The 24,684-nt window shown below is 38.5% G+C and carries 25 protein-coding genes; 12 read left to right on the forward strand and 13 right to left on the reverse strand.

Going from position 1 to position 24,684, the window contains the following annotated elements; all coding sequences use genetic code 11:
* Positions 1–1,036 precede the first annotated feature (1,036 nt).
* On the forward strand, positions 1,037–2,662 hold the full coding sequence (locus DEU42_RS08710; RefSeq protein ID WP_233506647.1) for a MauE/DoxX family redox-associated membrane protein: 1,626 nt from the start codon (positions 1,037–1,039) through the stop codon (positions 2,660–2,662).
* Positions 2,663–2,734: 72 nt separating this feature from the next.
* Positions 2,735–3,010, forward strand: a complete 276-nt coding sequence (locus DEU42_RS08715; RefSeq protein WP_114757903.1) for a DUF6520 family protein — start codon at positions 2,735–2,737, stop codon at positions 3,008–3,010.
* 33 nt (positions 3,011–3,043) lie between these two features.
* Here DEU42_RS08715 and DEU42_RS08720 read toward each other — a convergent pair whose 3' ends face one another.
* The 3 genes from DEU42_RS08720 to DEU42_RS08730 are packed head-to-tail and all read right to left on the reverse strand — an operon-like array spanning position 3,044 to position 10,021.
* Positions 3,044–5,590 carry an alpha/beta hydrolase family protein gene (locus DEU42_RS08720; protein WP_158537867.1) on the reverse strand — a complete coding sequence of 849 codons (2,547 nt, stop codon included), beginning with the start codon at positions 5,588–5,590 and terminating at the stop codon, positions 3,044–3,046.
* A 1-nt stretch (position 5,591) separates the two neighbouring features.
* The gene (locus DEU42_RS08725) at positions 5,592–6,983 is read right to left on the reverse strand and encodes a RagB/SusD family nutrient uptake outer membrane protein (protein WP_114757905.1); all 1,392 of its coding nucleotides are present in this window, start codon (positions 6,981–6,983) and stop codon (positions 5,592–5,594) included.
* An 11-nt stretch (positions 6,984–6,994) separates the two neighbouring features.
* Positions 6,995–10,021, reverse strand: coding sequence for a SusC/RagA family TonB-linked outer membrane protein (locus tag DEU42_RS08730; protein WP_114757906.1), 3,027 nt, complete (start codon positions 10,019–10,021; stop codon positions 6,995–6,997).
* Between the two features lie 176 nt (positions 10,022–10,197).
* Here DEU42_RS08730 and DEU42_RS17620 point away from each other — a divergent pair, with 176 nt between their 5' ends.
* From DEU42_RS17620 to DEU42_RS08750, 4 genes are all read left to right on the forward strand, one after another.
* Positions 10,198–10,335: a hypothetical protein gene (locus DEU42_RS17620; RefSeq protein WP_233506648.1), complete on the forward strand. Its 138-nt coding sequence runs from the start codon at positions 10,198–10,200 to the stop codon at positions 10,333–10,335.
* Between the two features lie 300 nt (positions 10,336–10,635).
* Positions 10,636–10,878 carry a helix-turn-helix domain-containing protein gene (locus tag DEU42_RS08740; protein ID WP_114757908.1) on the forward strand — a complete coding sequence of 81 codons (243 nt, stop codon included), beginning with the start codon at positions 10,636–10,638 and terminating at the stop codon, positions 10,876–10,878.
* Between the two features lie 115 nt (positions 10,879–10,993).
* Complete coding sequence (locus tag DEU42_RS08745) at positions 10,994–11,731, forward strand: methyltransferase (protein ID WP_114757909.1); 738 nt, start codon at positions 10,994–10,996, stop codon at positions 11,729–11,731.
* A 218-nt stretch (positions 11,732–11,949) separates the two neighbouring features.
* Positions 11,950–12,180 carry a hypothetical protein gene (locus tag DEU42_RS08750; RefSeq protein ID WP_114757910.1) on the forward strand — a complete coding sequence of 77 codons (231 nt, stop codon included), beginning with the start codon at positions 11,950–11,952 and terminating at the stop codon, positions 12,178–12,180.
* Positions 12,181–12,316: 136 nt separating this feature from the next.
* On the opposite strand, the gene DEU42_RS08755 is transcribed toward DEU42_RS08750, so the two are convergent.
* The gene (locus DEU42_RS08755) at positions 12,317–12,733 is read right to left on the reverse strand and encodes a hypothetical protein (RefSeq protein ID WP_114757911.1); all 417 of its coding nucleotides are present in this window, start codon (positions 12,731–12,733) and stop codon (positions 12,317–12,319) included.
* Positions 12,734–12,852: 119 nt separating this feature from the next.
* Positions 12,853–13,083 (reverse strand): hypothetical protein, encoded by a 231-nt coding sequence (locus tag DEU42_RS17360; protein WP_147278093.1) that lies wholly within the window; start codon positions 13,081–13,083, stop codon positions 12,853–12,855.
* 442 nt (positions 13,084–13,525) lie between these two features.
* On the opposite strand from DEU42_RS17360, the gene DEU42_RS08765 reads away from it, so the two are divergent.
* From DEU42_RS08765 to DEU42_RS08780, 4 genes are all read left to right on the forward strand, one after another.
* The gene (locus tag DEU42_RS08765) at positions 13,526–13,771 is read left to right on the forward strand and encodes a hypothetical protein (RefSeq protein ID WP_114757913.1); all 246 of its coding nucleotides are present in this window, start codon (positions 13,526–13,528) and stop codon (positions 13,769–13,771) included.
* Positions 13,772–13,847: 76 nt separating this feature from the next.
* Positions 13,848–14,186, forward strand: a complete 339-nt coding sequence (locus tag DEU42_RS08770; RefSeq protein WP_114757914.1) for a hypothetical protein — start codon at positions 13,848–13,850, stop codon at positions 14,184–14,186.
* Positions 14,187–14,200: 14 nt separating this feature from the next.
* A complete protein-coding gene (locus DEU42_RS08775) occupies positions 14,201–14,641 on the forward strand; it encodes a hypothetical protein (RefSeq protein ID WP_114757915.1) in 441 nt (146 codons plus the stop codon).
* 390 nt (positions 14,642–15,031) lie between these two features.
* Positions 15,032–15,226, forward strand: coding sequence for a hypothetical protein (locus tag DEU42_RS08780; protein WP_114757916.1), 195 nt, complete (start codon positions 15,032–15,034; stop codon positions 15,224–15,226).
* Between the two features lie 537 nt (positions 15,227–15,763).
* Here DEU42_RS08780 and DEU42_RS08790 read toward each other — a convergent pair.
* Together DEU42_RS08790 and DEU42_RS08795 are read right to left on the reverse strand one after the other, a co-directional pair.
* Positions 15,764–16,216: a hypothetical protein gene (locus tag DEU42_RS08790; protein WP_114757918.1), complete on the reverse strand. Its 453-nt coding sequence runs from the start codon at positions 16,214–16,216 to the stop codon at positions 15,764–15,766.
* Between the two features lie 53 nt (positions 16,217–16,269).
* Positions 16,270–16,836, reverse strand: coding sequence for a Crp/Fnr family transcriptional regulator (locus tag DEU42_RS08795; RefSeq protein ID WP_114757919.1), 567 nt, complete (start codon positions 16,834–16,836; stop codon positions 16,270–16,272).
* A gap of 1,263 nt (positions 16,837–18,099) precedes the next feature.
* Here DEU42_RS08795 and DEU42_RS08800 point away from each other — a divergent pair.
* Positions 18,100–18,330, forward strand: a complete 231-nt coding sequence (locus tag DEU42_RS08800; protein WP_114757920.1) for a DUF6965 family protein — start codon at positions 18,100–18,102, stop codon at positions 18,328–18,330.
* Positions 18,331–18,943: 613 nt separating this feature from the next.
* On the opposite strand, the gene DEU42_RS08805 is transcribed toward DEU42_RS08800, so the two are convergent.
* The gene (locus DEU42_RS08805; RefSeq protein WP_114757921.1) at positions 18,944–19,333 is read right to left on the reverse strand and encodes a two-component system response regulator; all 390 of its coding nucleotides are present in this window, start codon (positions 19,331–19,333) and stop codon (positions 18,944–18,946) included.
* A 37-nt stretch (positions 19,334–19,370) separates the two neighbouring features.
* Between DEU42_RS08805 and DEU42_RS08810 the strand changes: the two genes are divergently transcribed.
* Positions 19,371–19,568, forward strand: coding sequence for a hypothetical protein (locus DEU42_RS08810; protein ID WP_147278094.1), 198 nt, complete (start codon positions 19,371–19,373; stop codon positions 19,566–19,568).
* 18 nt (positions 19,569–19,586) lie between these two features.
* Here the strand turns inward: DEU42_RS08810 and DEU42_RS08815 are convergent, their stop codons facing one another.
* From DEU42_RS08815 to DEU42_RS08835, 5 genes are all read right to left on the reverse strand, one after another.
* Positions 19,587–20,234, reverse strand: a complete 648-nt coding sequence (locus DEU42_RS08815; protein WP_114757923.1) for a competence protein CoiA family protein — start codon at positions 20,232–20,234, stop codon at positions 19,587–19,589.
* A 21-nt stretch (positions 20,235–20,255) separates the two neighbouring features.
* Positions 20,256–21,026: a DUF2971 domain-containing protein gene (locus DEU42_RS08820; protein ID WP_114757924.1), complete on the reverse strand. Its 771-nt coding sequence runs from the start codon at positions 21,024–21,026 to the stop codon at positions 20,256–20,258.
* Positions 21,027–21,041: 15 nt separating this feature from the next.
* Positions 21,042–21,989, reverse strand: a complete 948-nt coding sequence (locus DEU42_RS08825) for a restriction endonuclease (protein ID WP_114757925.1) — start codon at positions 21,987–21,989, stop codon at positions 21,042–21,044.
* A gap of 158 nt (positions 21,990–22,147) precedes the next feature.
* Positions 22,148–22,987, reverse strand: coding sequence for an HNH endonuclease (locus DEU42_RS08830; protein WP_114757926.1), 840 nt, complete (start codon positions 22,985–22,987; stop codon positions 22,148–22,150).
* Between the two features lie 5 nt (positions 22,988–22,992).
* Positions 22,993–24,318, reverse strand: a complete 1,326-nt coding sequence (locus tag DEU42_RS08835; RefSeq protein WP_199509074.1) for an AAA family ATPase — start codon at positions 24,316–24,318, stop codon at positions 22,993–22,995.
* Positions 24,319–24,684: the final 366 nt, after the last annotated feature.

Genomic DNA, 24,684 nt, shown 5'->3' on the forward strand with positions numbered 1-24,684 from the left:
CTGACTTTTAAAAACCGTAGTGTATACTAAGACCAAATGCACATCGTATTCAGGGATTCAAAGTACTGGAGGTTTTTATATAATTCGTTATCCCTGCTTTTTATTTACGTAGTAACTATACCTCTTGCTTTGCAAATCCCGAATATTACACCAAGCCTTATTATGATCGTATTCAGCTAGTTACTTGTCATATTTCGACCCGTTAACAATAATGAATTTCATACTCAAATATCATAATAAATTTTAACAATAAAACAGGTGTTTTTACCTGTTTTAATTAAAAGCTACAATGCCTCAATACTTATTGATACAGGCGTTATAAAATCCTCCAAGGACAGGTGTGCTCCATTAGCCTCCCGCTCTAAAACTATCCGACCTGTTTGTTATGACGGCCACCGTGAACTCAATACGATAATGTACTTTCAGGGAGAAACTCCGGTAACTTTTCACCGATCAGTATGCCCTTAAAGAACAAATACCAAAAGATTCGATCTGCCTTTGTATCTCTGCACTTAATTGCTGCGGATGGTTTTTCTTGGGATATCGCCGTCCTGAGTAACCAGACCGACATAATGCGATGCAATTTTGATCACACCTCCTTGGTAGGCCATGATAGGTTTAGTAGGTCCGCTCTTCAACTATGGGTTACAAATACTCAATTTGTAGGGTTAATTGTGTCGAAAGATGCATCCACTTATCGCACGTATTTGTGCTACACTAGCCATATGATTAATCATGGAGCGAAAGTAACTTAAAACTCACATTGATGACTATTCGTATTTGCAGATCGATAATGCGTTCGGTAAAAGCTGCAGTATGCAACGTGATATATAAAGGCTACTCTCGGTTTGCCTTCCACAGGTTGCATTTGCATAAATTCTTTTTTACCTATAATTCAAAGCCTACAGGCAGGTATGACCAACTTGTCATGAGAGAATAATCACCAACTGATATTGTATGTAACTTTGATTCAAAACATAAGTACAATTTGATATTTATTGCTTAATGACTGTTATTGAGTAATTTTAGCCTGTTTATGCTATCTAAAAATCAAGGTTTTAACGATAATTTGGCGTTGCTAATCCAACTTATCAAAAACCTTACTACTACGGATATGACATTATCACCTTCATTTAAGAAAATCGCAGTTGAAACCATCTGTTTTCTTTATATTCTATTGTTTGTTTATGCAGCTGTCAGTAAGCTGATTGATTTTGAAACATTTAAAATACAATTAGGGCAGTCGCCTATTATAGCTGCCTATGCACAGATACTGGCTATTTTAGTTCCCGGCATCGAAATCCTGATAGCCATATTTTTAGTTATCCCCAGGTTAAAACTTTTGGGGCTGTTGCTCTCCTTTTCACTTATGATAATGTTTACTGTATATATCATAATCATACTGAACTGGAGTTACTACGTTCCTTGTTCCTGTGGTGGAATCCTGGAAAAGATGGGATGGACAGAACACTTTATTTTTAATATAGGCTTTGTTATCCTGGCTTTGACAGCTATAATGTTGATACAATACAATGGCAATAGCGGTAATGTTTCAGGCCTGTTTTTTTATACTCAGGCGGCAGCTACAGCCAAACGCTTGTCAGTATCAATAAGCCTTACTGTCGTTTTTAGTATTAGTGTGATGATGCTGTTATACTTTTCCGCAGAAAAATTAGTACAGCGCAACAATGCATTCCAGCGGCGTTTCCCTCCCCATCCATTGGCTTTTATAAATTCCCGCCCTCTAAAATATAACTCCTACTACCTGGCGGGGATAACCAATGGCAGAATTTATTTAGGAAACAGCACAGCTTCTTTACACGCTTTGGAAATTGATACGCTGCTAAAAAACGAAACGATTTTGCGGCTACAATTAAAAGAGCTTCACGAGAATAAATACCTCTATCTCCAATTGAGGGTCAGGGATTCTAACTATTTCCTGAGTGACAGGGGCTCATCAGTAATTTTCAGAGGGCATATTGGGACCTGGACTGCGCGAGAGCTTGCTTTTAAAATGCCTGATTTTTCAATTTTAGAGCCTATTGGCTATGACACATTTGCTATAAAAACTATAAATGAAAAAACCGAAGATGAATTAGCTATAGTGCAGCTCGGCAGCAAACCGACCGTTTTAAGAAACCCCGGTCTTTTAAAAAAGCAAATCGATGGCATTTTTGACACTGATGGTATATTACTCTACAATGATGAACAGAAAAGAATACTATATCCCTATTATTATAGAAACCAATATATCGTGGCAGACCGTAATGCAGCACTAATTGCCCTGAGGAGCACAATTGATACTGTAACGACTGCAAGAATAAAAATTGCAAAAGATATAAGCAAAAATAAAAGCTTACTGGCCGAAATGCCCACGACAATTAATGCAGGAGCCGCTACAGACGGCAAGCTTCTTTACATTAAGAGTAAAAGGCTAAGTAAGAACGATCCTGAGAAAATATTGAATGAGGCAGTAATAATTGATGTTTATAATTTCATTACCGGCAATTACCTCTACAGCTTCTACCTCTATAATTTCGAAGGCCAGAAAACCAGATCTTTTGCTGTAAAAGGTGATCTTGTTATTGCCCTTACTGACAAGCACATCGTGACTTACAGGCTTCGTAAAGACATTTTAAATCTTGGTTCGGAGAACCATTAAAATATACGGCCGTATCAGGGGAAATCGAAAACCTGTAACAGAGTAGATAAAGACTATAAAATTATTTAAATTATGAAAACTAAATTTTTTAAACCGATACTGCCACTTGCGGCAGTAGTACTTGCTGTTGCCGGAGCATTTGCGGCAAATGTGAACAATGACGTTGCAAAGCCTGATGTGATAGGCTATGCAAGCCTTCCGGGACAGGCTCCCTGCAGCACTCAGGTTTTGTGTCAAACCGAAACTGCTCCTATTTGCCAAATTCAGCATACCAACGGACTATGGTATGATGCCTTTCAAAAAGTAGGGACCACTTGTACTACCACTCGTTACAACATGAGGGATTAGTTATGTTAGGTGTCCCTGAAGGGACACCTAATTTTATTCCATCCATGCGGGCTTTACACCATCTTTAAGGTAATAGGCAAACCAGTCAAGAATCTTATGATAGAGATCCGACTGATTATCTTTAGACTCAATGACATGTCCTTCGGCGTCATATAAGAGCAGCGTGCTCTTTTTCCCTAACCTCCATAAAGCACTATGCAGCCTGATACTATTGGAAAAAGGCACCAGCCGGTCATTGGTCCCTGCCCATAGCAATAAGGGAGTATTGACAGAATTAACATTATATAAGGGCGATTCCGCTGAAAACCGCGCGGTATTGAAAAGCTGGCTGTTACGGTATTGCCCATTGTCAAAGCGCTCCATATTCGATTTTTGATACGGGTCAATATCCAGATAAAAATTCATCAGGTCAGAAATGCCTGCACCGGATACGCCCGTGCGGAAAAAATCTGTCTGGCTGATTATGTATGAAGTCTCAAACCCTCCAAATGAATGGCCTATAAGCGCAATCCGTCCGGTGTTTATATTTGCATTTTCAATAGCCGCTTTAGCCGCAGCGATGACACATTCAAGAGCCGATTTCCCTGGTTGATCCATAATAAAATGTATATCGGGCATCAGCACAAAATACCCATTAGTAGTAAAATTTGCCGTATTAAACCCATCATAGATTCTCAATGATGGGGCTACATACCTGTGAAGCTCTTTTGATTTATCCTGGTAGATGTTGACAATCATCGGATAACTTTTCTCAGGATCGTATCCTGCCGGAAAAAATAATGCTGCCTTTAGCCCGTTCTTACCACAGGCATCATAGGATATAAGTTTTGCCTTTCCCCATTTGTATTTGTAATGATGGGGGTTGCTTTGCAGGACTGTATATTTTAACCCCGAACCCTTCACATGCATTAGTTTAGGCGGTGAATCAAATGCGCTTTCGATAAAGAATATATCATTAGATTTTTCCGCTTTTTTTAAAGATGATACTGAACCATTACCTTCGGTAATGATTCTCCAGCCGGATTTTTTCGAATACCTGCTTATCTGATATCCATAATCCTCATTTTTCAGGCCAATGATAAAAAAGCCCCTCTCCAAATCGTATTCTTTGGATGTAAAACCAAAGCCTGAGTGGATTGTTGGAAAAACACGGTCTCCATACAGGCGATATACCGTGTTCTTTTCCCGCCCCGCGGTTATACGTTTTTTAGCACCACTTTCAGTGTTTATAAGCCATATATCGTATTTATCATATAGCAGTACATATTGGTCATTACCAGTCCAGCCGCCAATTCCATAGGGCACGGGATTGGGATAATCATTTTCTGCATCTAAAAATGGTTCTGTTAATGTAGTTTTTATACTTCTGTGTTTTCCATTTTTAATAGTATATAACCACCATTGACTGTCTTTAAAATAGGCAACGATTTTTCCATAGGCTGATAGGACTACCTGCTGATAACCATAAAGCTGCCTGTCAACAATTTTCTTGCGAACCCCTGTGCTAAAATCAAGGATGGCCAGGTCCATGTAGTAACCGGCGTAGTCATGAAGAGGATAGTAATCCCTGTGGGTATAAACCAGTGCATGCGTATAATCCGCATTTGGCATTGCTGTGGGATACTCCAGATTTTCAACGGCCCTCACCGTATCACTTTCTAAATCCCAAAGATGCCAAAACTTCTTTTTTGCCTTTAACGGCGGTATTGTCTGGTCACTATCCTTAAATACTGTGAGCCCGGGTACATCCACTTTCAGTGAATCAAAGGTCTCCAGATCAAAAAATACTTTTGTACCATCATCGGAGATATCCATACCCTCTGCGACTATGCTACCCTTATCTTGCAGCGGGGCTGTCGGCATTTTTTTTACGCCGGTTTTATTGGTCAGGCTGTAAAAATAAAGCTTGGTTTCCGAAGAACTTGATTCTTTTGAATTCCCGGATACTAAAAATGCGGTCCCGCCCTTATTCCAGGTAATATGCCCAAAGCTAAGGGCTGCATCCTCCAGTAAAACCTGAGCATTGGCACCTGGCATTGGTTCATGTAGCTCAACGGTCGATTTGTCTGCGGTTTCCCGGATAAGAACAATACGATCTCCTTTATCGTTTACCGCAAACTCTTTCACATCCTGCACTGTTATCTTATCAGGGAGGCTACCGATAGCACTTATGGTGAGTGTCTTCGTATGACTTCCTATCATTTTATTGCCCTTTAGGATATAATTTTCAATGCCTGCTATAGTGTAATCCGCTTGTAGTTTCAACCCTTTAACCTTAAGGGTGTCGTTGACGATATACATAAACCATTTGCTGTCACCGGTAAATTTAGCAGAATGCCCCCCGGGTATTTGCAGCAATTTGCCGTTTTCAGTGCCTGCCAGAAATAATGTATCCCTTCTATCGCGATACTTCAGGGAATAGACTACCCATTTCCCATCTGCGGAAGGTGTTTCAAATGCCAGGGAATGCCATTTGTCATAGTCATTTTCGGTCAAATCCAGCTTATCCTGTGCCCTGACAAAAGAAAACACAAAGCATAGCCAAACCGCCAAAATCATATGTTTAGTATTGTAAGACATATTAATAACCTGGGTTTTGAGGTAAGAGGGATGGATTAAGCAGCAATTCGTTTTGTGGTAGGGGCCAGAGGATATCTGTTTCATTCCACCCCGGCTTTACTGTTGCCAGCACGCCATTAGCCAGACCTGTACGCTTTAAATCAAACCACCTGTGTCCCTGCTCTGTAAAAAACTCAAAACGACTCTCATAACCTATAGCTGACAATAAACCCTCGGTTGTCATTGCCTCTGTATCATTCAAACCAGCCCTTTGGCGTATCATGTTTAGATCCTGCTGTGCTCCGGCGATGTCACCCAACATGGTACGGGCTTCAGCACGTATCAGATACAATTCTTCCAATCGCAAAGCGATGGTATACTCTGCAGATACATCCTGAGGGACAACCTGTTTGTACTTATACGCATGATACCATGTTGATGCTCCATCTGTAACCTCACCTATCCAGTGCTTCCTGCGCAAATCACCCTCTTCAAAAGCATGTACAAGTTCAGGATCTAATGCCCTGGCAGGTGGTGGTCCTGAGGTGAATATAAAGCTCTGCGCATCGGCTGTCGGTTGCCCTTCACTAAAAGGGCTGAGCTGCCAAAGCGTTGAACTACTTTCTTTGAGGAAAACCTTATCAAGATCGGATTCCAAGTTGTAGTTAGCGCTGTTACCTATTATCTCGCCGGCCCGTAACCGGGCATCGTCCCATTTGCCCATATACAGGTACAGCCTTGCCAGGAATGCTGCCGCAACGCTTTTGTTGGGTATTGTCCTGTCCGTCACACTATATTCATCGGGCAAATAGTGGTATGCAGCGGTGAAGTCGTTTTCGAGCTGTTGCAACACTTCTGCAACAGTTCGTTTGGATAACTTTGCATTAATGGTGTAATCGGTAGTAGCTGTATAAGGTATATCCCCAAAAAGATTTACCAGATAGAAATACACAACCGATCGTATAAGAATTGCCTGCCCGATTAGGTTTTGCTTCTCTGCCGGTAGTATTCCCGTAGAAATTTCAACGCCTTCGGTTATGGCGTTCAGGCTATAGATCAGGTTGTAAGCGTTATTCCAAAATGACGCGACACCTGCGTTTACGGCAGTAAGATCATTTTGATAAAGTGCCTGTTCACCAGCATTTGTACCGGATGGGATGAGCTCATCGGCATAGTTACCGAGGGTTACTGAGAGTCCCTGTATACTCCCTGTGAGCAGCACTGTACTGTTCAGGGTGGCATAACAATTGGCAAGGGCAGCTTTCGCCGTATCAGCGTTTTCAAATACCGTAATTCCGGGGAGCTGCGATTGTGGAGGATCAACATCAACAAAAGGCTCACATGCTATGGCGCAAGTAAAAATGCCACAAGCCAACACAGTTTTCACAATAGTATATCTTAAATATTTTTTCATTTACAGAGGGTTTAGAAAGTTAGTTTCATTCCAAATGATACGATGCGCAACGGAGGCAGGTAACCTGAGAATTGTGTTTCGGGATCCGCATTTTTATAGGAGGTGATCGTAAAGAGGTTCTGGGCCTGCACGTATACCTTGCTGGCAACCGATTCAGAGAAGGATGCCGGCAGCATATAGGACAGCGAAACATTCTTTAACCTGAGATAGGAAGCATCCGTATAAGAGCCATTGCTCGCCAGAAACCTGTAAAATGCGGTGGTAGCTGCATTGTCCAAACCTGTTGCATATTTTTGAACCGATGCTACATCGCCTGGTTGTGTCCATACCGAGCCGTTTTGAACAGGGAGATTTGAAACAGAACCCGGCAGATAGCCTATGTGGGCGCTCTTTGTACCCATCTGATCTACAAATTGCAGCAAAAAGTCAAGGTTCCAGTTTTTAAAACGTAAACTGTTCTGCAAGCCGGCAAAATATTTTGGATTGCGCCTTACCACCGCCTTTCTGTCACCGTTGGCGGTAATGGTGCCATCCCCGTCAAAGTCCGTAAACCGGTACAACCCCGTTTCTGTGTCAACGCCTTCGTAATTGTAGGCTTGTATAATGTCTAATGGCTCACCTATTATATACTGATTTCTGTAGGTAGAGCTTTCAAGCCCCGGGAAGGAAAGCAGTTTTGTTTTGGGAAGGGATACATTTAGGTTTGCATTCCATCCAAAATGTTTCTTTTGTACAGGCTGTAGCCTGAGTTCAAATTCCCAGCCGCTATTTTGGACAACAGCATCAAGGTTCGACTGTATCGAGGAAAAACCTGTCGTCCCAGGCAGGGGAATGCCTACGAGCTGATCCGATGACCTGTTGCGGTACCATGCTGAGCTAACGAATACTCTGTCCTGGAAAAGTCCGATTTCGATGGCAGCTTCCAGTTTTTTATTGGTCTCCCAGCTAAAATCAGGATTGAATAGCCTCACGGGCTGCAATCCGGGGATACCGTTGTAACTATTACCCGAATAGCCATAGAGGTTCAGAAATTGGTAATCCCCGATCTGATCGTTGCCCGTAGTGCCATAGCTGGCCCTTAGCTTACCGAAGCTAAGAGCAGGCAGTCTGTCAAACCAGTTTTCCTTAGAAAAAATCCATGCTGCGCCCACAGCGCCGAAGTTGGCAAATTTCTTACCTGGACCAAACCTGCTTGACCCGTCACGGCGGCCTGTAAGGTTAAGGATATAACGCCCTGCATAATCATAATTAAGGCGGGCGAATACGGCATTGTAGCGGTATTCCACATCATTTGTGGGCAGGGCAAAGACCATCGAGGCCATAGCAGGATTATAAATAAGGCTGTTACTTGAATAGCCCTGGGCGATCAGCCCCTCCTGCGTGCTTTTTCGTTCCAAAAAAGTCATCCCGGCCAATGCCTGAACTGTACTCTGTCCCAGTTGTTTTTTGTAGTTGAGCTGCGGCTCAAAATTCCATGATCTAGCATCCACACTGCTTAAGGACAGTGAGGAATATTCGGTGCCCAATCCAAAGGCAGGATCATAGATGGTTGAGGGCGTGGCCCTGGATTCCTTAAAACGGTTCTGCGTGAATCCTAAAGCTGTTTTAAGCTCCAGCCCATCCGCTAACAGGTACTGCAAAGCAGTGTTGCCTATCAGGGTATTGTTCTTATTTTCATACGGCTCGTTGAGTACCGCCACAGGATTACTCCACGTCGAATTCTCCCAATTGAGCCCACCGCTGCTATCATAGAGCTCCGGAGCGTTGGGAGACAGCGTTAAGGCGGCTTTCGTCAGATCTGTCGCTGGCAGGTTATTGCGATCCGTTATATAATTTCCGGAAAAAGATAACCGGAAACGCTTGTCCCTAGAGGTATGGTTGAGGTTAAAGTTCATTGCAACTTTCCTGAAATCAAAGTCTCCGGGAAATACGGTCGTTTCCCCGTAAATTGTATTGCTAATCAGAAACTGGGTCTGCTCATTGCCTCCGCTTATGGTAGACTGCAAACTGTTTATCACCGAGGGGCCGCCGATAAGCTCCTTTTGCCAGTCGGTATACCTGTTTTGGTCCCAGGTGCCGTTGATGTCATAGGCATAGGCGGGATATTCGGTCACCCCGTCATTGTAAAAAGCCTGTTTGCGCATGGCGATATACTGGGGTGTCTTCATAAGGCGGGACTTTTTAGTTATGGTACCAAAACCGGTATAGCTCTCGATACTGAACGCCGTTTTGCCGCCTTTCCCTTTTTTGGTCGTAATAAGCACAACTCCGTTCGCACCCCTTGAGCCGTAAATTGCTGTCGCATCTGCATCTTTCAAAACTTCAATGCTTTCGATATCGGAAGGGTTCAGGCTATTGAGCGGATTTGTTCCTGACCCCGGCAGTATCAGGCCCGTATTCGATGCGCCATAGGCTGCGGCATTGAACGGCATCCCATCGATGATGTACAACGGATCATTCCCGTCCTGGCGCAGGCTGTTGGTTCCCCGTATCTTAATGGAGAAGCCACCACCGGGAACCCCTGTGGACTGTGTAATGGAAACCCCTGCCATCCGGCCCTGCATGGCAGCAAGCATATTGGTCACGGGCTGGGTTTCGATATCTTTGGAAGTAATCCTGGCGATACTGCCTGTAGCTTCTTTCTGCTTTACGCTGTAGTATCCCGCGTTTATAGTAAGTTCCTTAAGCTGGGTAGAGTCTTCCTCCAGGGAAACATCAATTACACTTTGGGCAGTTACGATAACCTCCAGATTCTTATATCCTGTAAAGGAAAACAACAGCACATCACCGGTAACTGCGGCAATGGTGTACTTACCTTGAGAATCTGCGGCAACCGATCGCGTGGTCCCTTTGACCAGAACAATAGCTCCCGGTAAGGGGCCTGTAGCATCAGAGATCGTTCCTGACAGGATTTGCTGAAAATATGCTTTACCAGTGGGTGAAGCATGTGCCCGGGCTAAGGCACTGATTGGCAGGGAAGCTAAAATAAGAGAATAGAAAAGCACCCTTAGCCCTTTGTTTGCTGAAAAAATTTTCATAACATTGGTTAAGATTAATGAGACAATTTGAGTTTGTTAGTCTAAAAGCCCTCAGGTTAGTTTGCCGACGTCTGAGGGTTATTTTTATGTGTACCGATAAGAAAAAAAAGCAACCCGGCCTTTCCCCTAAACTAACTCGAAAAGGGAATACCAGTACTGGCCGGGCCTACTTAACTATGAAAAAACTAAACCATACGCAAAACGGATTTAAGGTTAAACTCTATCGTTTGCGAAACCAAATAAAAAAAAGAAGTGCGCTAAGAATACAAGCTGAGAGTGAAGAAAAAACTCCTAAAAAGGAGGCGTGGGTTTAAACTCAACTTATCGAACGGAGGCACTGGTATACCTAGCAACAATAAGTGAGCCCACGCCATATATGGCGTGAGCATTTGCACTTATCTTCCCGTTGCTAAAAAATTACCAGTTTTCCGTTCGGGATTCCAAGCGAATGCTTCATACTTTTTGAAGTATCGCAAAAATATAATAATAAAACAGCTTTCAAAAGAAGAAGCTATTGCAATTACGAAAATACTAAAAAAAATCAAATTGTTATAAGTTCTTGTAACGTTTATTATAAAAAAAATTACGCTTTTTGTTATAAATAATCTATATTAGTGAGCAAAGTACCAGATAAAAGATTAATTAGTTTTGGCATTCATGTAAGAACATTACGTGAACAGCTTAATCTTACTCAGGATCAGGTAGCCGCTAATAGTGAAAAGTTAACTAAGGCTACGTTAAGTGATATCGAAAATGGAAAACGTAATGCCGCTGTCACTACATTACTTGATCTAGCTAGAGGGCTTAAAGTGCATCCTAAAAAAATATTGGATTTTAATTTCAAACTAGAAGAATAAAAGATGCGAAAGTATCTTTTTTTGGTATGTGTTAAAGCGTTTCTGTATTAAATAGGTGGTTTTACGTGTTATAACAAATAAATTGTTTAATATATTTGATATTTAAACACTAGTAATGGACAAAACTTTAGAAATATATTGGAAACTCTATAATGAGATAATTTCAAACGAAGTAATGATTCACAAAAGTCAAAATTTGCTTAGAAATTTTGAGGAAGAGTTTATTGACGGACCTATACTTGAATTAGGGTGCGGACAAAGTAATTTTTTAGTAGAGTTTTCAAAGACTGGAAAAGAGATATTTGCAATAGACAATGAAGAGTTTCAATTAAATTTCTTAAAAAAAAGAATAGAATCATACACTGGAGATGCTTTTGAAAAGTTACATTTGTTAAATATAACAATTCCAGAAAAAGAAATTCCTCAAGAAATCTTTTCGTTAGTAATTGCATCTGACTTTTTACATTTTTTTTCGATAGAGGATTCGAAATATATTATTTCTCAGATAACTTCAAGGACACAAAAAGGTTCTTTGATATATGTCAGAGTTCACTCGAAATCACATTCATACAGTAACTCCCAAAATAAGAATGTACATAATTACTTTAAACATTTCTTTACAGAGGATGATTTGAATAACTTGTTTGATGAAAAATATTTTGATAGAATGCTTTTTTCTAATACGGTTCAGGATATTAGACCAAAGTTTGAAAGAGAGTTTGAGACTAAGTGGACTGAAAAAGTTTTAGATGAATATAAAATTTTTAATCAAAGACAGAGACAAGCACATTTAGATGAAAACATTAAAGAAATGAGTGTTGGTTACATTCAATGTGTATACAGGAGAAAATAAAATCGTTGAAATGTTTTAAATGAGATACTAAAACTATGTCTATCTTCATAAGCACTAGATACTGAACTTAAAATTATTATTAACACAACTGAAATAAAATGTTGTTTTAAAGAAATTTTGTAAATATTAATTATTACAAAATGTTAAATTTAATTGATCCGATTTAACGAATAAGAAATCTAAAAATTTCTCAGACAACTTAATTAAATTTTAATTCCATGACAGAAGCACAATGCTACTTAGAAAAAGCAAAAAAAAACAATTTAATAGGCTCGGTTTTACATCACAGATTAGGGAAAAATTCTCTTCAGATTGAAGATCTTTACGTTAAAAAGTATTTTGACGACAAAGGCAATGAATTATTCTCGGTTTGGGCATTGGTAAAGCACTCCTCAATGGGAGTACTTGAAGATTTGTCTTTAGATGAAATAGAGAGATTTTACAATTAGGTATAATAAACATATTTCGAGAATGATTAGTTCTGGATATTCAAGTAGTTCATGCTAATCAATCATTAAATTATTTTTGGTAAGTATACTTTAATTAAACCAAATTTCTTTGACTGTTAATCTTTTATCCGGCGGTTTAGTAAATGGCTAAATAACAAAGAAATGCAACAGTTACACCAAAAGTAGAGATTATTGCGTAAAGAGATAGAGCGTTAGTCCTCGAAATTGATTTTCCATATTTATCAATTTCGTCAATGGGTGTAGTAGTAATATTAGCCATAAATCTTGCATTCTTCATTTGTCTATAATTTATGATTATTAAAAACCATAGATTAGCTACCGGAAATAATATAGTCCATCGAGAGATATTTTCTTGAAATTGGGCAAGTGCAAAAAATGCACCTATTAGCAAATTGTTATAGTTAGAAAGATAATCGTGTATTCTGTCAAAATATTTAGTGATATCAGCAACCGCGTCTTCTTCTCTCTTTTTCATTCTTGCATCTCGTTCGGCAGCTTCTCTTTCATATTGTTCAAAATCGAAATCGTCCATATCTATTAATTTTAGTTTCTTACTAATGTAATAAAAAAGCCTCAATTAATTAAGAAAGAGAATCATAACTTGTTACTGGATTTATTTTTCTAAGTTCACAATTCCATCTGCAAATCATATTATCCTACGTAGTCGTCGTTTAATGATAATCCGAGTCTTATCATTTCTTTAGATACATTCCCACGATTATTTACAGCCAATGTATGTGCATCCATTGCATTTTCATAGTCCACAATATTATATTTCTTGAATACACTCTCACTTTCAAGATCTTCTTGTATTTCATTGTAAATTGTGAGTTTTTGATTGATTACCCTGTCTAACTCGTCTAACTTTTCTTTATATGTCATACTTTTTGTTTTTGCTAATATAGCATTTTGTAAATTAGAATTACATAGGATTTCGGTTTTACTTACTTTCTCAGAGATTATCCAGGAAATAAGGAACCTTCCGTAACAGTAAGCAAGTAATATCATTATGAGAATGCATTGCTACATTTCCAAGTCAATCACACAAAATTAAAAGTATCGTTTATACAGGCTCATTGACAATTAAAAATAACAATCAGAAAAAAATGTTTTCAAACGTTGACAGGGTATGGTTTTTAATGGAAAAGATTTTTGAACAGCAAACATTCATACTTTCTGAAGGAGGGATAATTGTTGACACTACAACTAAGAAAGTGTAACTAGTAATTTTCAATTCGTATGGCACAAAATTGCATATTTTTGTCGCATTTGTGCTATGTCCTTTCACAATAATTTCTGGTAACTTCCCTTAAATTTTAAATTCATGGGACGTAATAACATCGCATTTATCATCATAGGAGTCCTTGCCTCAGCCACGGGTATAACATTGCGATTACTCGTTGGCAGAAATCGTTTTTACAGAAGAAACCAGTCAGGAATACAGGAATTTAAGAATTACAGGAGGGCTGTAGTTACCCCATTTATTGAAAACATTTTAACTTATATCGGATGGTTGCTAATTATCATCGGCGTAGTCTGCTTAGGTGCTGCGGTGTTTGTTGGTAAATAATTTCAAAAAAACAGGTGTTTTTACGTACAAATCGCCCAATCATCTTATTTATTTTTAGCGCACTAAAAATAAAATTATGGCAATATCAATCAATTCAATTGAAACTTTACAAACGTATTTAAATGGCGTTTTGGGCAGAGCTAACCATCATGCGGGAAATGTTGAAGGTGTTTCTCTGGCCCTGTTAGGTGCCGTTATATGGAGGAGCACTGGCGAGATATCCGTCAGGGAGTACAATGGCACCCCGGCAAATATGATTTGGTTTTTTGTAGGTCAGAATAAATATGCGTTGACATATAATCATTCTGAAGAAACTATCGAATTAAAAGATCGTACCCATACCGGTAGAGTTCTCGCCTCATTTGATAATTCCAGCAGCTACAACGACATAATTGATGTGTTCACAAGTCTTTAATTTCGGGAGGCAGCATGGAATCAACAGAAGATGAGAAAATTATCATGATTTCAAATGATAATTCTATAACCCTTACGACGCATAGAATTTTCCAGATAACCCAGGAAAGCAATAAAGAGATTTTACTTAAAAATATAATTTCCCATGAGGTAATCAAAAAGAAGATGGATTACTATAAAGTTCTTACTTGTATATTCGCCTTAGTAACGCTTTATTTTTATACAGAAATTGAGTCAAACTCAAATAGTGCTTTACTAGGCGTTTTTTGGTTTAGTATGTTAATTACCATAATTTCGGCTTTCTTTTTATTTACATCATTTAAAAAGTCTCTTAGAATTACCGCCTATTTTGGGATTATTGAGTTTTCGTTGTCTGAATTAAAGACGGAAAGTTTAAATGATTTTTTATCTAAGATGTATCATTATGCCGAATTAAGAAAAAAAGAAACTAAGTAACTTGATTACCACAAAAAAGTGAAATTATTAAATTATCATAGCTAACAACTTGATATTATTATATATACTATATCTAATTAACATTATTTGCTTGTCAGTAAAATTAAAGAAATGTTAAAACACTTGACATCAAAATTAGGTGCATATAAATTTGCCATGCAATAGACAGATCATAAGACCATTATTCTAAGCCCTTCTCCGGAAGGGTTTTTTATTGGTCAGGAATATAACACACTATCACTTTACCGATTTTAGTCTACCGTTTACTGAAAAAGTTAACAGACTAAATTTTATTTGAGTACCTTTGCCCTACCACTTTACTCTATAGTTTTTTATCAACTATAAGCTACGTTAGGCCTTTAAAGCGCAGTTTATCAATTATTTTGCGCTATGGATTTTACCCAAAAACTTTTACTGCTGGCGCAGTTACAGGATTCAAAACGCCGTGAGTACCAAAAGGCGTTCAAACATTTTGTTGCTAAAAACCAGAGAGCAATTACCTTTTGCGAGGTTTCCCGTTTAAAAGAAGAACTGGACGAATTGAATGCTTTAATTGCAGTGGTAAAAAAAGTTAGTGTTTCTTAATACAACTCCTTTAAATCAATTTTGGTCATTCACAGAATTCCCAGGCGAAGATTATAAAAATGCCCTCAAAGCACCACCAATGAGGGCTATAGTATTCAACGCTACAATTAAACAACCAAATCATGATTGTAGCTGTGCAAAGATAAACAAAAACCCCGCATTAGGGATATTTATGCAACAGGCAATGGGGATGTAGCACCTGCTTTAGGAAAGGTAATACTCAAAAATAAAGACTACTTACAGTATTATAATTAAACTGTTGTATGATTTTATAGGTAAAAACAAAACCCCGCCTAAAGACGAGGTTTAAATAACCAATATATTTATTATCTAAAATAAAATATTTCAAATATAACAGTGAAAAAACCAAAGATTTTATGTTTTAGGTAAAGAGATTTACACTTCAGGCAAATTAATAAATCACTTTAGTATTGTGCTTTAAAATTTTGTTAAGCATCTCGACATGAAAATTATCTGTTTTTAATGATCTATCATTTCATCAAATTGTTATATTAAGCCATTCTCCGGAAGGGTTTTTTATTTCCAGATTGCCGACAGATATGTCCAAACAATGAAAAGTATTTGTAGAGGTATTCTAAACCATAGATAAGTTAAGCCACTTCCATCAAATGTTGCTTTTTGATAATCCACTTGTTTCATCGAAGCATAAATGTTGGCGGGAAGTACTAATATCAGAAAAATTATAAGCAACCAAGCGGTAAAAACCCTATAACCGGGCAATAAAAGCCCAATAGCAAAAATAATTTCTGCAAGTCCTGTCAGGTAAATAACCTCTATTTTGAATGGAATAAATTCAGGTATCATCAAAGACATACCCTTTGTAAAAGCAAAATGCCCTATAGCGCAAAACACCAGCATTGCGGACATTCCAACTCTACCTGATAAGGCCAAATCATAAGTGCCAAGAAATATTTTTGTCAATAATAATGAGGCAATAAATGAAATAAGTAAAACTATTAAAGGTTTCATCTTTTTTTTCAGCAAAGTTCGTTTGTTGTTTCAGGTAAAGCAATGAACCCAAGTTAAGAAATTCGTTTGCGTATTCTGCTCAGCGCCTGTGGGGTAATACCAATATAAGAAGCAATATATTTCAGGGGTATTTCTTTTATTAATTCAGGTTGTTCGATAAACAAATTAAGGTATCTCTGCTCTGCCGTTTCATTGAGTAGAGAGAGCTCTCTTTGTGATTTTTTCAAAAACAGTTCTTCACTCGTCTTACGTCCAATGAGGTTGCCGATTTCTGTTTTTTCGTAAATCTCTTGTAAATCCTCATAACTTAGTTGCCAAAGTGTTGTTTTGCCTAAAGTTTCTATGTAATATACTGATGGTTTTCTGATTAAAAATGAATTATATCCACTTACAAAGCTATTGCTAAAGGAAAAAGCAAATGTAAGATCGTTTTCTTCTTTAGGAATATAGAAACGTACAATTCCTGTTTCAATAAATGAAAGGTTATTTTCGATTTGCCCTGCTTTTAAGAGAATATGATTTTTTGGAAAATCCTGTTTTGTAAGTTTAGAAGAAAAAATCTGCCAATCTTGTTCAGTCAGCTTAAACGTACGGTCAAAATATTTTCGGATTTGTTGCATTTGTACATTTTACAATGTTGTGAAGATCTCACCCAAGCTTAAACTCATATATTAATCAGCATCTGAAGTCTAAACAAAGCCATCGGGAGCAATATTACAATTTGATAGCCTTTATAAAAATGCCCTCAAAGAACCACCAATGAGGGCTATATTAATCAACGCTACAATTAGACAGCCAATCACGATTGTAGCATTACAAATATAAAAGAAAAAATCTGCTTACTTAACTACAATAAAGAAAATGAGAACAGTTTGAGGGTATTGCGTTTTAACCATCTTTCTCGAAACTATCTTTAGTGCGTAAGTTATATTCTAAAAATTTATTTACTTTTTATGAAAGTGCTGTAAAAAAGAAAAAAGCCCCCCTGAAATAACAAGGAGGCATTAACCAATTTTACTATTTATTTCAAATGAAAAAATATGCTGCAAATATAAGAAAAGTCTTTAGAGTAGTTTCTACAAACTTACAAATCGAATATCCTTTGTAAATCTCGTTAATTTAGAGTGAGGGGTAATTCTACGCTTACTGACAACTATCTATCATACAAGTGGGTTAAAACAATGTTAACACTCTTGACGTAAAAAGTACCTGTTTATAATTTTGTCAGGTGCTCAAATTATCAATCCTATTGTTTTATTCCAAACCCTTCTCCGGAAGGGTTTTTTATTGCAAAAAATTGCCCTCAAAGAACCACCAATGAGGGCCAAATAACCAAGCTACAATATACCAACCAATCACAATTGTAGCGGTACAAATGTAATAGAAAAATCCCTGCATATAACAGGGATCATTTTTTTAAAAAAAATCAGTGGGGGGAACTGATTTTCACTATGCCTATTGCAAAATTAAAATTTGGACTTTTATGCTTATTTATAAAATTTTTCGCTTTTTGTTATATACTATTTTGGTGATAACAAAAGCCTTACCAATTATAGATGCATTAGCCGATTTTTTTTGATTTATCACTAATGAATATAATGCTGCGCAAAAAAGCCCTCTGTTAAGAGGGCGGTAAAGATGCAGTAGTTTATGTATTGTTATAGGTTACAAAAGTAATATTTTTATAATATCACTTGCTACCGAAGAATTAAAATAGGTATAGAAGCCACTCAGTATAGTGCTTAGAAACCCGGTATTAAAAAAAATGTTAAGACTCTTGACATGAATATTTTCACTTTTTAATTTTGAGCCACGTTCAATTTCATCAATTCCATTATGTTATTCTATAGCCCTTCCCCGGAAGGGCTTTCATTTTTGAGATTATGACAGTAGAAGAAATAAAGCGATATTTTACGGGTAACCCGCCCCCAAAGGAAGTCAACTGGAAACCTTATGCAAAAATCACAGATGCAGAGCGCTTCCTCGCTCATGCCTTTGTTCTCATTGAGAACCATAAAGGAAAACAGGACGATTGTCCTGCCTGGTGGCGTCTTAAAGAATTTTATCAGTTCATGAAATCTTTTAATAAGAATTCAGAAAATAATGAGCGTTAAAAACTAAGCCCCTGCAATTGCAGGGGCTTTTACCAAACTTCTGAAAACTTTCCAAAAGAAACAAAAGGAACAATTCCCTTTGCTTCGAAATGTAATTAGTCTTATACACTTGCCCAAAATTAACGGTGCAGGAGATCATATTTGTTGCGGTATTTTGCCTAAACCTTTATAATTTAAACACTTTGGAATATTCCATTTTAAATTCTATTACCTGTTAGATTAAAAAAAGTAAAACTTTACGTTAGCATGCATTTATGCGAAGTGGAAATAAAAGATCAATTATTATGCTTAACATTTCTCAGGAAGAGTCTTTCTCAAAAAAAATACCTAAAGAAATACTGATGAAGGCTTTGTTAATTACATCGTTAAATAATAAATAACGATTCAAAGGAAAAATACTGTATGCAATTCCCTGCTTAGAGCAGGGAATTGCATACAGTATTTTTGCAAGAGGCATTGGGGATGTACCACTTGCTTCACAAAGTTATCTTTAAAAATTTAAAATCATTTACAAAATTACCCATAGAATCTTTTAAGATTTTACAACTTAAAAGTTTTTTGAAAATTGATATGTCCTTGTAAAAGAGATTTTACTGCCCTATGATAATTACGATTATATATGATTCCTTTTTATTATTTTTCTGAGGTTAAATTCAAAATCACTGAAATTTACCATTTTAAAAATCTGACCGGAGAAAAGGTTTTTTATATCAGGCTCTAAATGGCTGAACATAAAGGGCGTTGTATAAGCATACGTAGGTATCTTCTTAGTCCGTTCATCCTCGATAAGCCTGCTTATAAATTCTTTTCCGTCCATCAGATACATATTAATATCGGTAAAGATCATTTCTGGCAGCGTTTGGGCTGTTTTAAGATACTCAAGTGCCTGTTTTCCATTTAAGAATGTAATACATTCAATATTAGGTGATAGCAGGGCCATTACACGGAAAATCATTTCACTTGTAACGGTTTGTATGGTAGATATTTCGTCAAAGCTCAGCATGCCCCTTACAGAATGTACGTTTGCATTCAGCAGGAGAATGCTGAACTTTTTTGAGTATGTCGGTATATCGACTGTCGGCGAGCTCGCCGCAATCCCACTTTCAGAACTGACGCGATTTAGAGGATTTAAAACCAAATGCAAGGCGGAAATGATTTTATTTATAGAAGCAGAAGGCCTGCAAAAACTCTATGCCGATTTTGCACAATGGAAAACGAGCGGCATCAATAACCGTTAAGCGGTGTGTAAATTACATCTACCAATTTCTTCGCCTTAGAAAATAATAACGAAAACCGGCAGCTGCTGCTATAAGGCAGATCCATCTCAGCAGGTTATTATCACTTTCAAGCTTATGTGACACTGCGTTTTGTTCGTCTTCGGGATACCAATAGATATAACGTTTGTATTGAGCAGAGTCCAAAAGCTGTCGTTTTAACTTTTCAGGAGTAATATCCCGGGCTGTTTGCCTCAGATCAATCTCAATGCTTTTCATTTCAGAGTTCCTGTAAAATTGCTCCTTTGGATTATCTATTGTATGGGTTACACAAATTTCAAAATATACCTTTCCCTGCCGGCTTGAGACGGTTACATCAGGTGTGAATTGACCGAGCCTTTGCTCCATAAAGGCATTCGTGTAGGTCAAAATAGTCTGCGGAAGTTTAATTTCTGCATTCTCCACAATTATCTGTTTCGCAAGTTGGTGCAACGCCGTTTCTGGCCCACCCTTACAGCTTGAAGTACTGTTGTGACGAAAATGCCACTCTTTCTTTGTTCCCTGGACAGCCTCAAGCTTTTCATTGCATTCGAAGCAACGGCACTGGCAGGAGAGCCCGTTCCGAGCAGCGAAGATATGCACTACTTTTCCCGTAGGCTCGTGATAGCCGTATTTTATATTTTGGTTCATCGGCTAGAGGAATAAAATTATTTAAAAGAAGCTGCGCATGTAAATGGTCTTCTCCTTGTGCTCTTCGAATCCGACCTTATAGGAATCACCCATAGTGATGGCATAAAATATTTTTATTCCTGTATCCCTGCAACTTTCAAGCACAGCGTCCACTGTTTCCTTTGTTGCCCTGGAACCGATATAAACTGCCTTAATATACTTTTGAGCTACCGGTATAAAATACTGCTCTTCCCTGCTTTGGAACACAAGGCGGTGTTCCTTTTCATACTGCCATTCCAACTGTTTGTTGAACACCATTTTCATCAGTTTGCTGCCCGGATCCTCAAGGCTGTCCACCAGCGGAGGCTGTTCAGAGTACTGCACTTTACCGAAACCTAAGAACCCTTTGCTTTCCCTGAGCTTATCAAAAATATCGGGATGGTATTCAACACAGATTCCCTGATAATTATTTGTGTAATGCGACCACATCAGGTTATTGTAATTGCTTTCGCTAAAGCAACTCAGTAAAAATGATTGGGCCAGCGCTTGGCGCTGCTGCTGCTCAGCAAACCACACGTAGTGGCTGTTTTGCGAAACGTGCTCCTGCCAATAGCTGAAATCTGCAGCAGAATGGTTTGGATTAACCTTAAAATACTCGCTTTCCTGTCCTTTGGCAAATGGATCAATGGCAAGGTTAAATTTCAGCTCATAAGGGTCGTTAAAGGTATAGGCCGCAGACAGACGCAGGCTTGCTGTTGTCCCGATTAACTGATTTACTAATCCTACCTTATCTATTGAATAAAATTTAAACATATCCTTGGTCTTAATTTATGGTCTAGCTGGCTTTTTAAACTGCCCTGATGCTGTATCGTATTCCAGCATAACCTCCAGTTTATTAATTTCGTTGCCTGTAGTATCAAAAAAATGCAGCTTCTCATCCTTATCCATGACGATACTGCCTGTGACTTTATTATCCAGGTCAAAGGAAAGTGTGGTTGCTTTAGGCTCGTCCTGATTTACCGCCATGTATGTATTTTCGATAAGATGCATGTCGGACAACTCGATATCGATTACAGCATTGCATTCAATCTGCCGCACGTATATCCTTGTATCATTATAGATAAAATAGATTCCGGTAAGCAGCGCTTTAAAATTTACCTTCTGACTTGTCTGGTGGTCTTTAAAATGATTAAACAGTGCTGTGTAATTAAGTATTGCCGCTTCAGGCCGCGCTGTCTCTATTAGCAATTCATAATAATTATAAGTGTCCCTACCGTTAACCGAATGGAAAACGGTTACATCCTCCAGGGGAATCTCTGGCAGTTCACCGTCGCACTCGCAACCTACTGATAGTATCTCAAATCGCTTAAAGACAGGTTTCACCCTGTTGACCTGCAAGGTTTCCCTAAGCCGCTGCCCGATTTCAGCAAATGTGTACAATTCTATGCCACATCTTTTTGCGGTATCGAGAGCACCCTGCTGAAAACCGTTTTCCGCTACAAATATCTTTTTATCGATTTGGGGAATGCCCTGGCATTTGCCGTAGAAAGCCTCAATCTTGTCCACGCTGACCTTTTTGCTGTACTGTTTGCATTCGATGGCTATGGTAATGGTATAGCCGTTGATTTGCGAAGTGATAATCAGGTCAAATTCCCTTTTCGCCCCATCAACATTGGTAATCTTATAATTGCGCAGGATTTCGGTGCCGGGGCTGGACCTGTAAACCTCTTCAACAATGTTAACGAGTTTCTCCAAAAATTTACCGTCTGCTGCCATGCGCTTTAAAATAGTGTTAGTACCCAAATATAGCAGAATTTTATTTCTTATTCAGGATGTTATGCTAAACGATATTAGGGTAAGTGTCATATGAGAATAGTTAAAAAAATATGTTCAGGGTCTTCTCTACTGAATGACATTTCGACTGAACGCAATTTTTAAAGAAATTTTCCTTCGATAAAATCTTCGTTATCATGCAGGGCTTTATAGAGGGCTGTTTGCCAGGAATTGATGTCTACTTCAGCCCTTGACAAATATGCCTCAAATAAAAATTCACGTAATTCTTCTTTTCCCTTGTTGTTAAAAATACGTTTCAAATGGGATTCGATGTTCATGTATTCCGAACTGGCCTGTGACTTGTATAGCTCATTAAGCCCATAGGATGCAAAATGGTGTTCCATTCTGCGACGGAGCATTACATCGGTACGTGGCAGGTGCTTTACCCTGAATTCAAATTTTATCTTTTTCACCTGTACGATTATGCATTCCAGCCATTGGATATCTTCAATATTATCAAAATACGGGTGCAACGTGTGTTCCGATGCCCTGGTCGGTATTGAACCTAACTTACCTTTGTTGCATTGTGTACACGCTGGCAAGAGGTTTATTGGGGTTATGGAATAGATTGGGAAATTAGCTTTAGGCAGAAAATGATCCAGAGTATCTGCCGGCCGGTGATTGCAGTACGGGCATTTTTCATTTGGCGCCAGTATCATTATATCATCATAGATTTCTCTAGCGAGCTGGCCTTTTTTGGACAGTTTATCAGTGTATAGCTTTTTTAGGGCAGTTTCGTTTGCAATTGCGCTTATTTGAACATTCTGAGGTATTGTATGCAACTCGAGCGATCGAATTTTCCTTTCCAATATGTTTTCGTGGCTTTTTAGAATCCTGACTTTGGCTGTATACTCGTCTTTTAAGGCAACATCGGACAGATTGGAAATACAGGCTGTGAGTACAGCTTCGACGGTAATTTCCGGTTTTACGATAAATTTCATCCTTGCTAATTAAAAAGGTTACGCAATATTGCCCTGCCCTCTAGCCCGAGTTGGTTGTTCAACTCCAAAAGGGCATCCTTGTAATTGAGTTTCTCTTCTGATAGTTCCTGCAGGATATCATGAAAGCCGGCTTCTGTTATTTCCAGGCCAAAAACCTCCCGTGTAAGTATACCGACATTTTCGCCAAAAGATTCGATGGTAAGCCTGTTGGTTAAGATATTGCTGCCACGCCGCACCAGTTTGATTACGCAGGACCTGGGTACTTCCTGAAGTACTACAGGCGAATGTGTACCGATGATTGCCACCGCGTTCCGTTTGGTTAGCAGGTTAGAAAGTGCCCTGACAAAGGCTGAAAGCAGTGGCGGGTGCAAATAGGTCTCGGGTTCATCGATGATGACAAGGCTTTTTTCTTCAATGTGGATCACAAGGTTAGTAATGGACAAAAGTATAATCTTGTGGCCGGAGCTTAGGTTAGAGAATACGGTTTTCGATTCATTGACAAAAGCTTTGTTTTCCGCAATCTTTGCAATCTTTGTCACTTGTGCTGCCTTAAAAATCGGGTCGGTCTCCAAAATTTCAAGTGCCTTTAGCCACAATTGGTTCTTGCTTCCTTTTCTGCATTTCTCTACTGCGGCCACAAATTCATCTTTCAGCTCATTGGGACTTTTGATGTAGACTTTGTCATCCTCAATTTTTCGTAAACCGATTGAGGTATATTTAATTTTTCGACCTTCCTTGTCTTCTTTTACAGGCAGGAATTCATCGAAGGCACTAAATGATACCGAAACTATATTTGCAAACGAATTTTCATTATCAGGAGAATTAAAATTAAAGTACCCGTACCTTGAATTCCTGCGGTTTGCATTGAGCAGCGTCGAAATCATGTTATTGAACAGAAAGGTTTTACCAACCCCATTCCTTCCAATAACAACGTGGATATTTGTAGGGGGATTCGAATTGGGCTGAACATCGAATTGAATCCTGGCCTGTGGTTTTTCCTTAATTTTCGGATAAATATATTCAAACTCAAATGAAGTAAGTGTGGCATCTCCCTGCACCAGCCTTCGGAATTGCCCTTCAACAGAAACACGGCTAATGTCCCTAAGCAGGGAGGTTCTTGTCACTTCAAGATCCTTAACCTCTTCGTACAGGTCTACCTTTAAGCAAATATCATTTAGTCCGGCAAGAATTTCGTCCCGTGTTGTCTCGCCGATGCTATTTAACTTTTCATAATATGACAAATCCTGCCCCAGTGAGAAATAGGAATCATCAAGTTCCGTGAATGTTTCCGGCAGTACCGTTTTACTTTCTGTCCTATGTCCAATCTTCACATAACCGAGTGAAAATTCCTGCCCGTTGATGTACAGGTTAGCGTTGTAGAGGGTGTAAAATTCAAACCAATCATTCCAGTCGTCTTTCTTGAGGTAGACGATAGTGGAATAAAGTTTTCTGTTCTGGTTGAGGGTCCAGTATGTCGTTACGAATAAGACATTATTTTCCATATAAGTCCTTATTAATGCTGCAATAATTATTGCTTATGTTGGTGGTTGTTATGGTAAATGTATTAAAATTCCTTTATTATTGAAAAAACAGGTAAAGTTACCTATATTAAATTTTTTCAGTTTTTCCGTACAAGACGTAAAGAAATATTTTGTATGTTCATTGCCGTTAACCAGCATCGCCCCGCGGACAAACAA

Origin of the sequence: Flavobacterium sp. AG291 (assembly GCF_003350375.1) — a bacterium.
Classification (GTDB): domain Bacteria; phylum Bacteroidota; class Bacteroidia; order Flavobacteriales; family Flavobacteriaceae; genus Flavobacterium; species Flavobacterium suzhouense.

Coding starts and splice junctions, on each gene's coding strand:
- DEU42_RS08710 (WP_233506647.1), top strand. CDS start 1,037: ATGCTATCTAAAAATCAAGGTTTTAACGATAATTTGGCGTTGCTAATC.
- DEU42_RS08715 (WP_114757903.1), top strand. CDS start 2,735: ATGAAAACTAAATTTTTTAAACCGATACTGCCACTTGCGGCAGTAGTA.
- DEU42_RS08720 (WP_158537867.1), bottom strand. CDS start 5,590: ATGTCTTACAATACTAAACATATGATTTTGGCGGTTTGGCTATGCTTT.
- DEU42_RS08725 (WP_114757905.1), bottom strand. CDS start 6,983: ATGAAAAAATATTTAAGATATACTATTGTGAAAACTGTGTTGGCTTGT.
- DEU42_RS08730 (WP_114757906.1), bottom strand. CDS start 10,021: ATGAAAATTTTTTCAGCAAACAAAGGGCTAAGGGTGCTTTTCTATTCT.
- DEU42_RS17620 (WP_233506648.1), top strand. CDS start 10,198: ATGAAAAAACTAAACCATACGCAAAACGGATTTAAGGTTAAACTCTAT.
- DEU42_RS08745 (WP_114757909.1), top strand. CDS start 10,994: ATGGACAAAACTTTAGAAATATATTGGAAACTCTATAATGAGATAATT.
- DEU42_RS08750 (WP_114757910.1), top strand. CDS start 11,950: ATGACAGAAGCACAATGCTACTTAGAAAAAGCAAAAAAAAACAATTTA.
- DEU42_RS08755 (WP_114757911.1), bottom strand. CDS start 12,733: ATGGACGATTTCGATTTTGAACAATATGAAAGAGAAGCTGCCGAACGA.
- DEU42_RS17360 (WP_147278093.1), bottom strand. CDS start 13,083: ATGACATATAAAGAAAAGTTAGACGAGTTAGACAGGGTAATCAATCAA.
- DEU42_RS08765 (WP_114757913.1), top strand. CDS start 13,526: ATGGGACGTAATAACATCGCATTTATCATCATAGGAGTCCTTGCCTCA.
- DEU42_RS08770 (WP_114757914.1), top strand. CDS start 13,848: ATGGCAATATCAATCAATTCAATTGAAACTTTACAAACGTATTTAAAT.
- DEU42_RS08775 (WP_114757915.1), top strand. CDS start 14,201: ATGGAATCAACAGAAGATGAGAAAATTATCATGATTTCAAATGATAAT.
- DEU42_RS08780 (WP_114757916.1), top strand. CDS start 15,032: ATGGATTTTACCCAAAAACTTTTACTGCTGGCGCAGTTACAGGATTCA.
- DEU42_RS08790 (WP_114757918.1), bottom strand. CDS start 16,216: ATGAAACCTTTAATAGTTTTACTTATTTCATTTATTGCCTCATTATTA.
- DEU42_RS08795 (WP_114757919.1), bottom strand. CDS start 16,836: ATGCAACAAATCCGAAAATATTTTGACCGTACGTTTAAGCTGACTGAA.
- DEU42_RS08800 (WP_114757920.1), top strand. CDS start 18,100: ATGACAGTAGAAGAAATAAAGCGATATTTTACGGGTAACCCGCCCCCA.
- DEU42_RS08805 (WP_114757921.1), bottom strand. CDS start 19,333: ATGCTGAGCTTTGACGAAATATCTACCATACAAACCGTTACAAGTGAA.
- DEU42_RS08810 (WP_147278094.1), top strand. CDS start 19,371: ATGCTGAACTTTTTTGAGTATGTCGGTATATCGACTGTCGGCGAGCTC.
- DEU42_RS08815 (WP_114757923.1), bottom strand. CDS start 20,234: ATGAACCAAAATATAAAATACGGCTATCACGAGCCTACGGGAAAAGTA.
- DEU42_RS08820 (WP_114757924.1), bottom strand. CDS start 21,026: ATGTTTAAATTTTATTCAATAGATAAGGTAGGATTAGTAAATCAGTTA.
- DEU42_RS08825 (WP_114757925.1), bottom strand. CDS start 21,989: ATGGCAGCAGACGGTAAATTTTTGGAGAAACTCGTTAACATTGTTGAA.
- DEU42_RS08830 (WP_114757926.1), bottom strand. CDS start 22,987: ATGAAATTTATCGTAAAACCGGAAATTACCGTCGAAGCTGTACTCACA.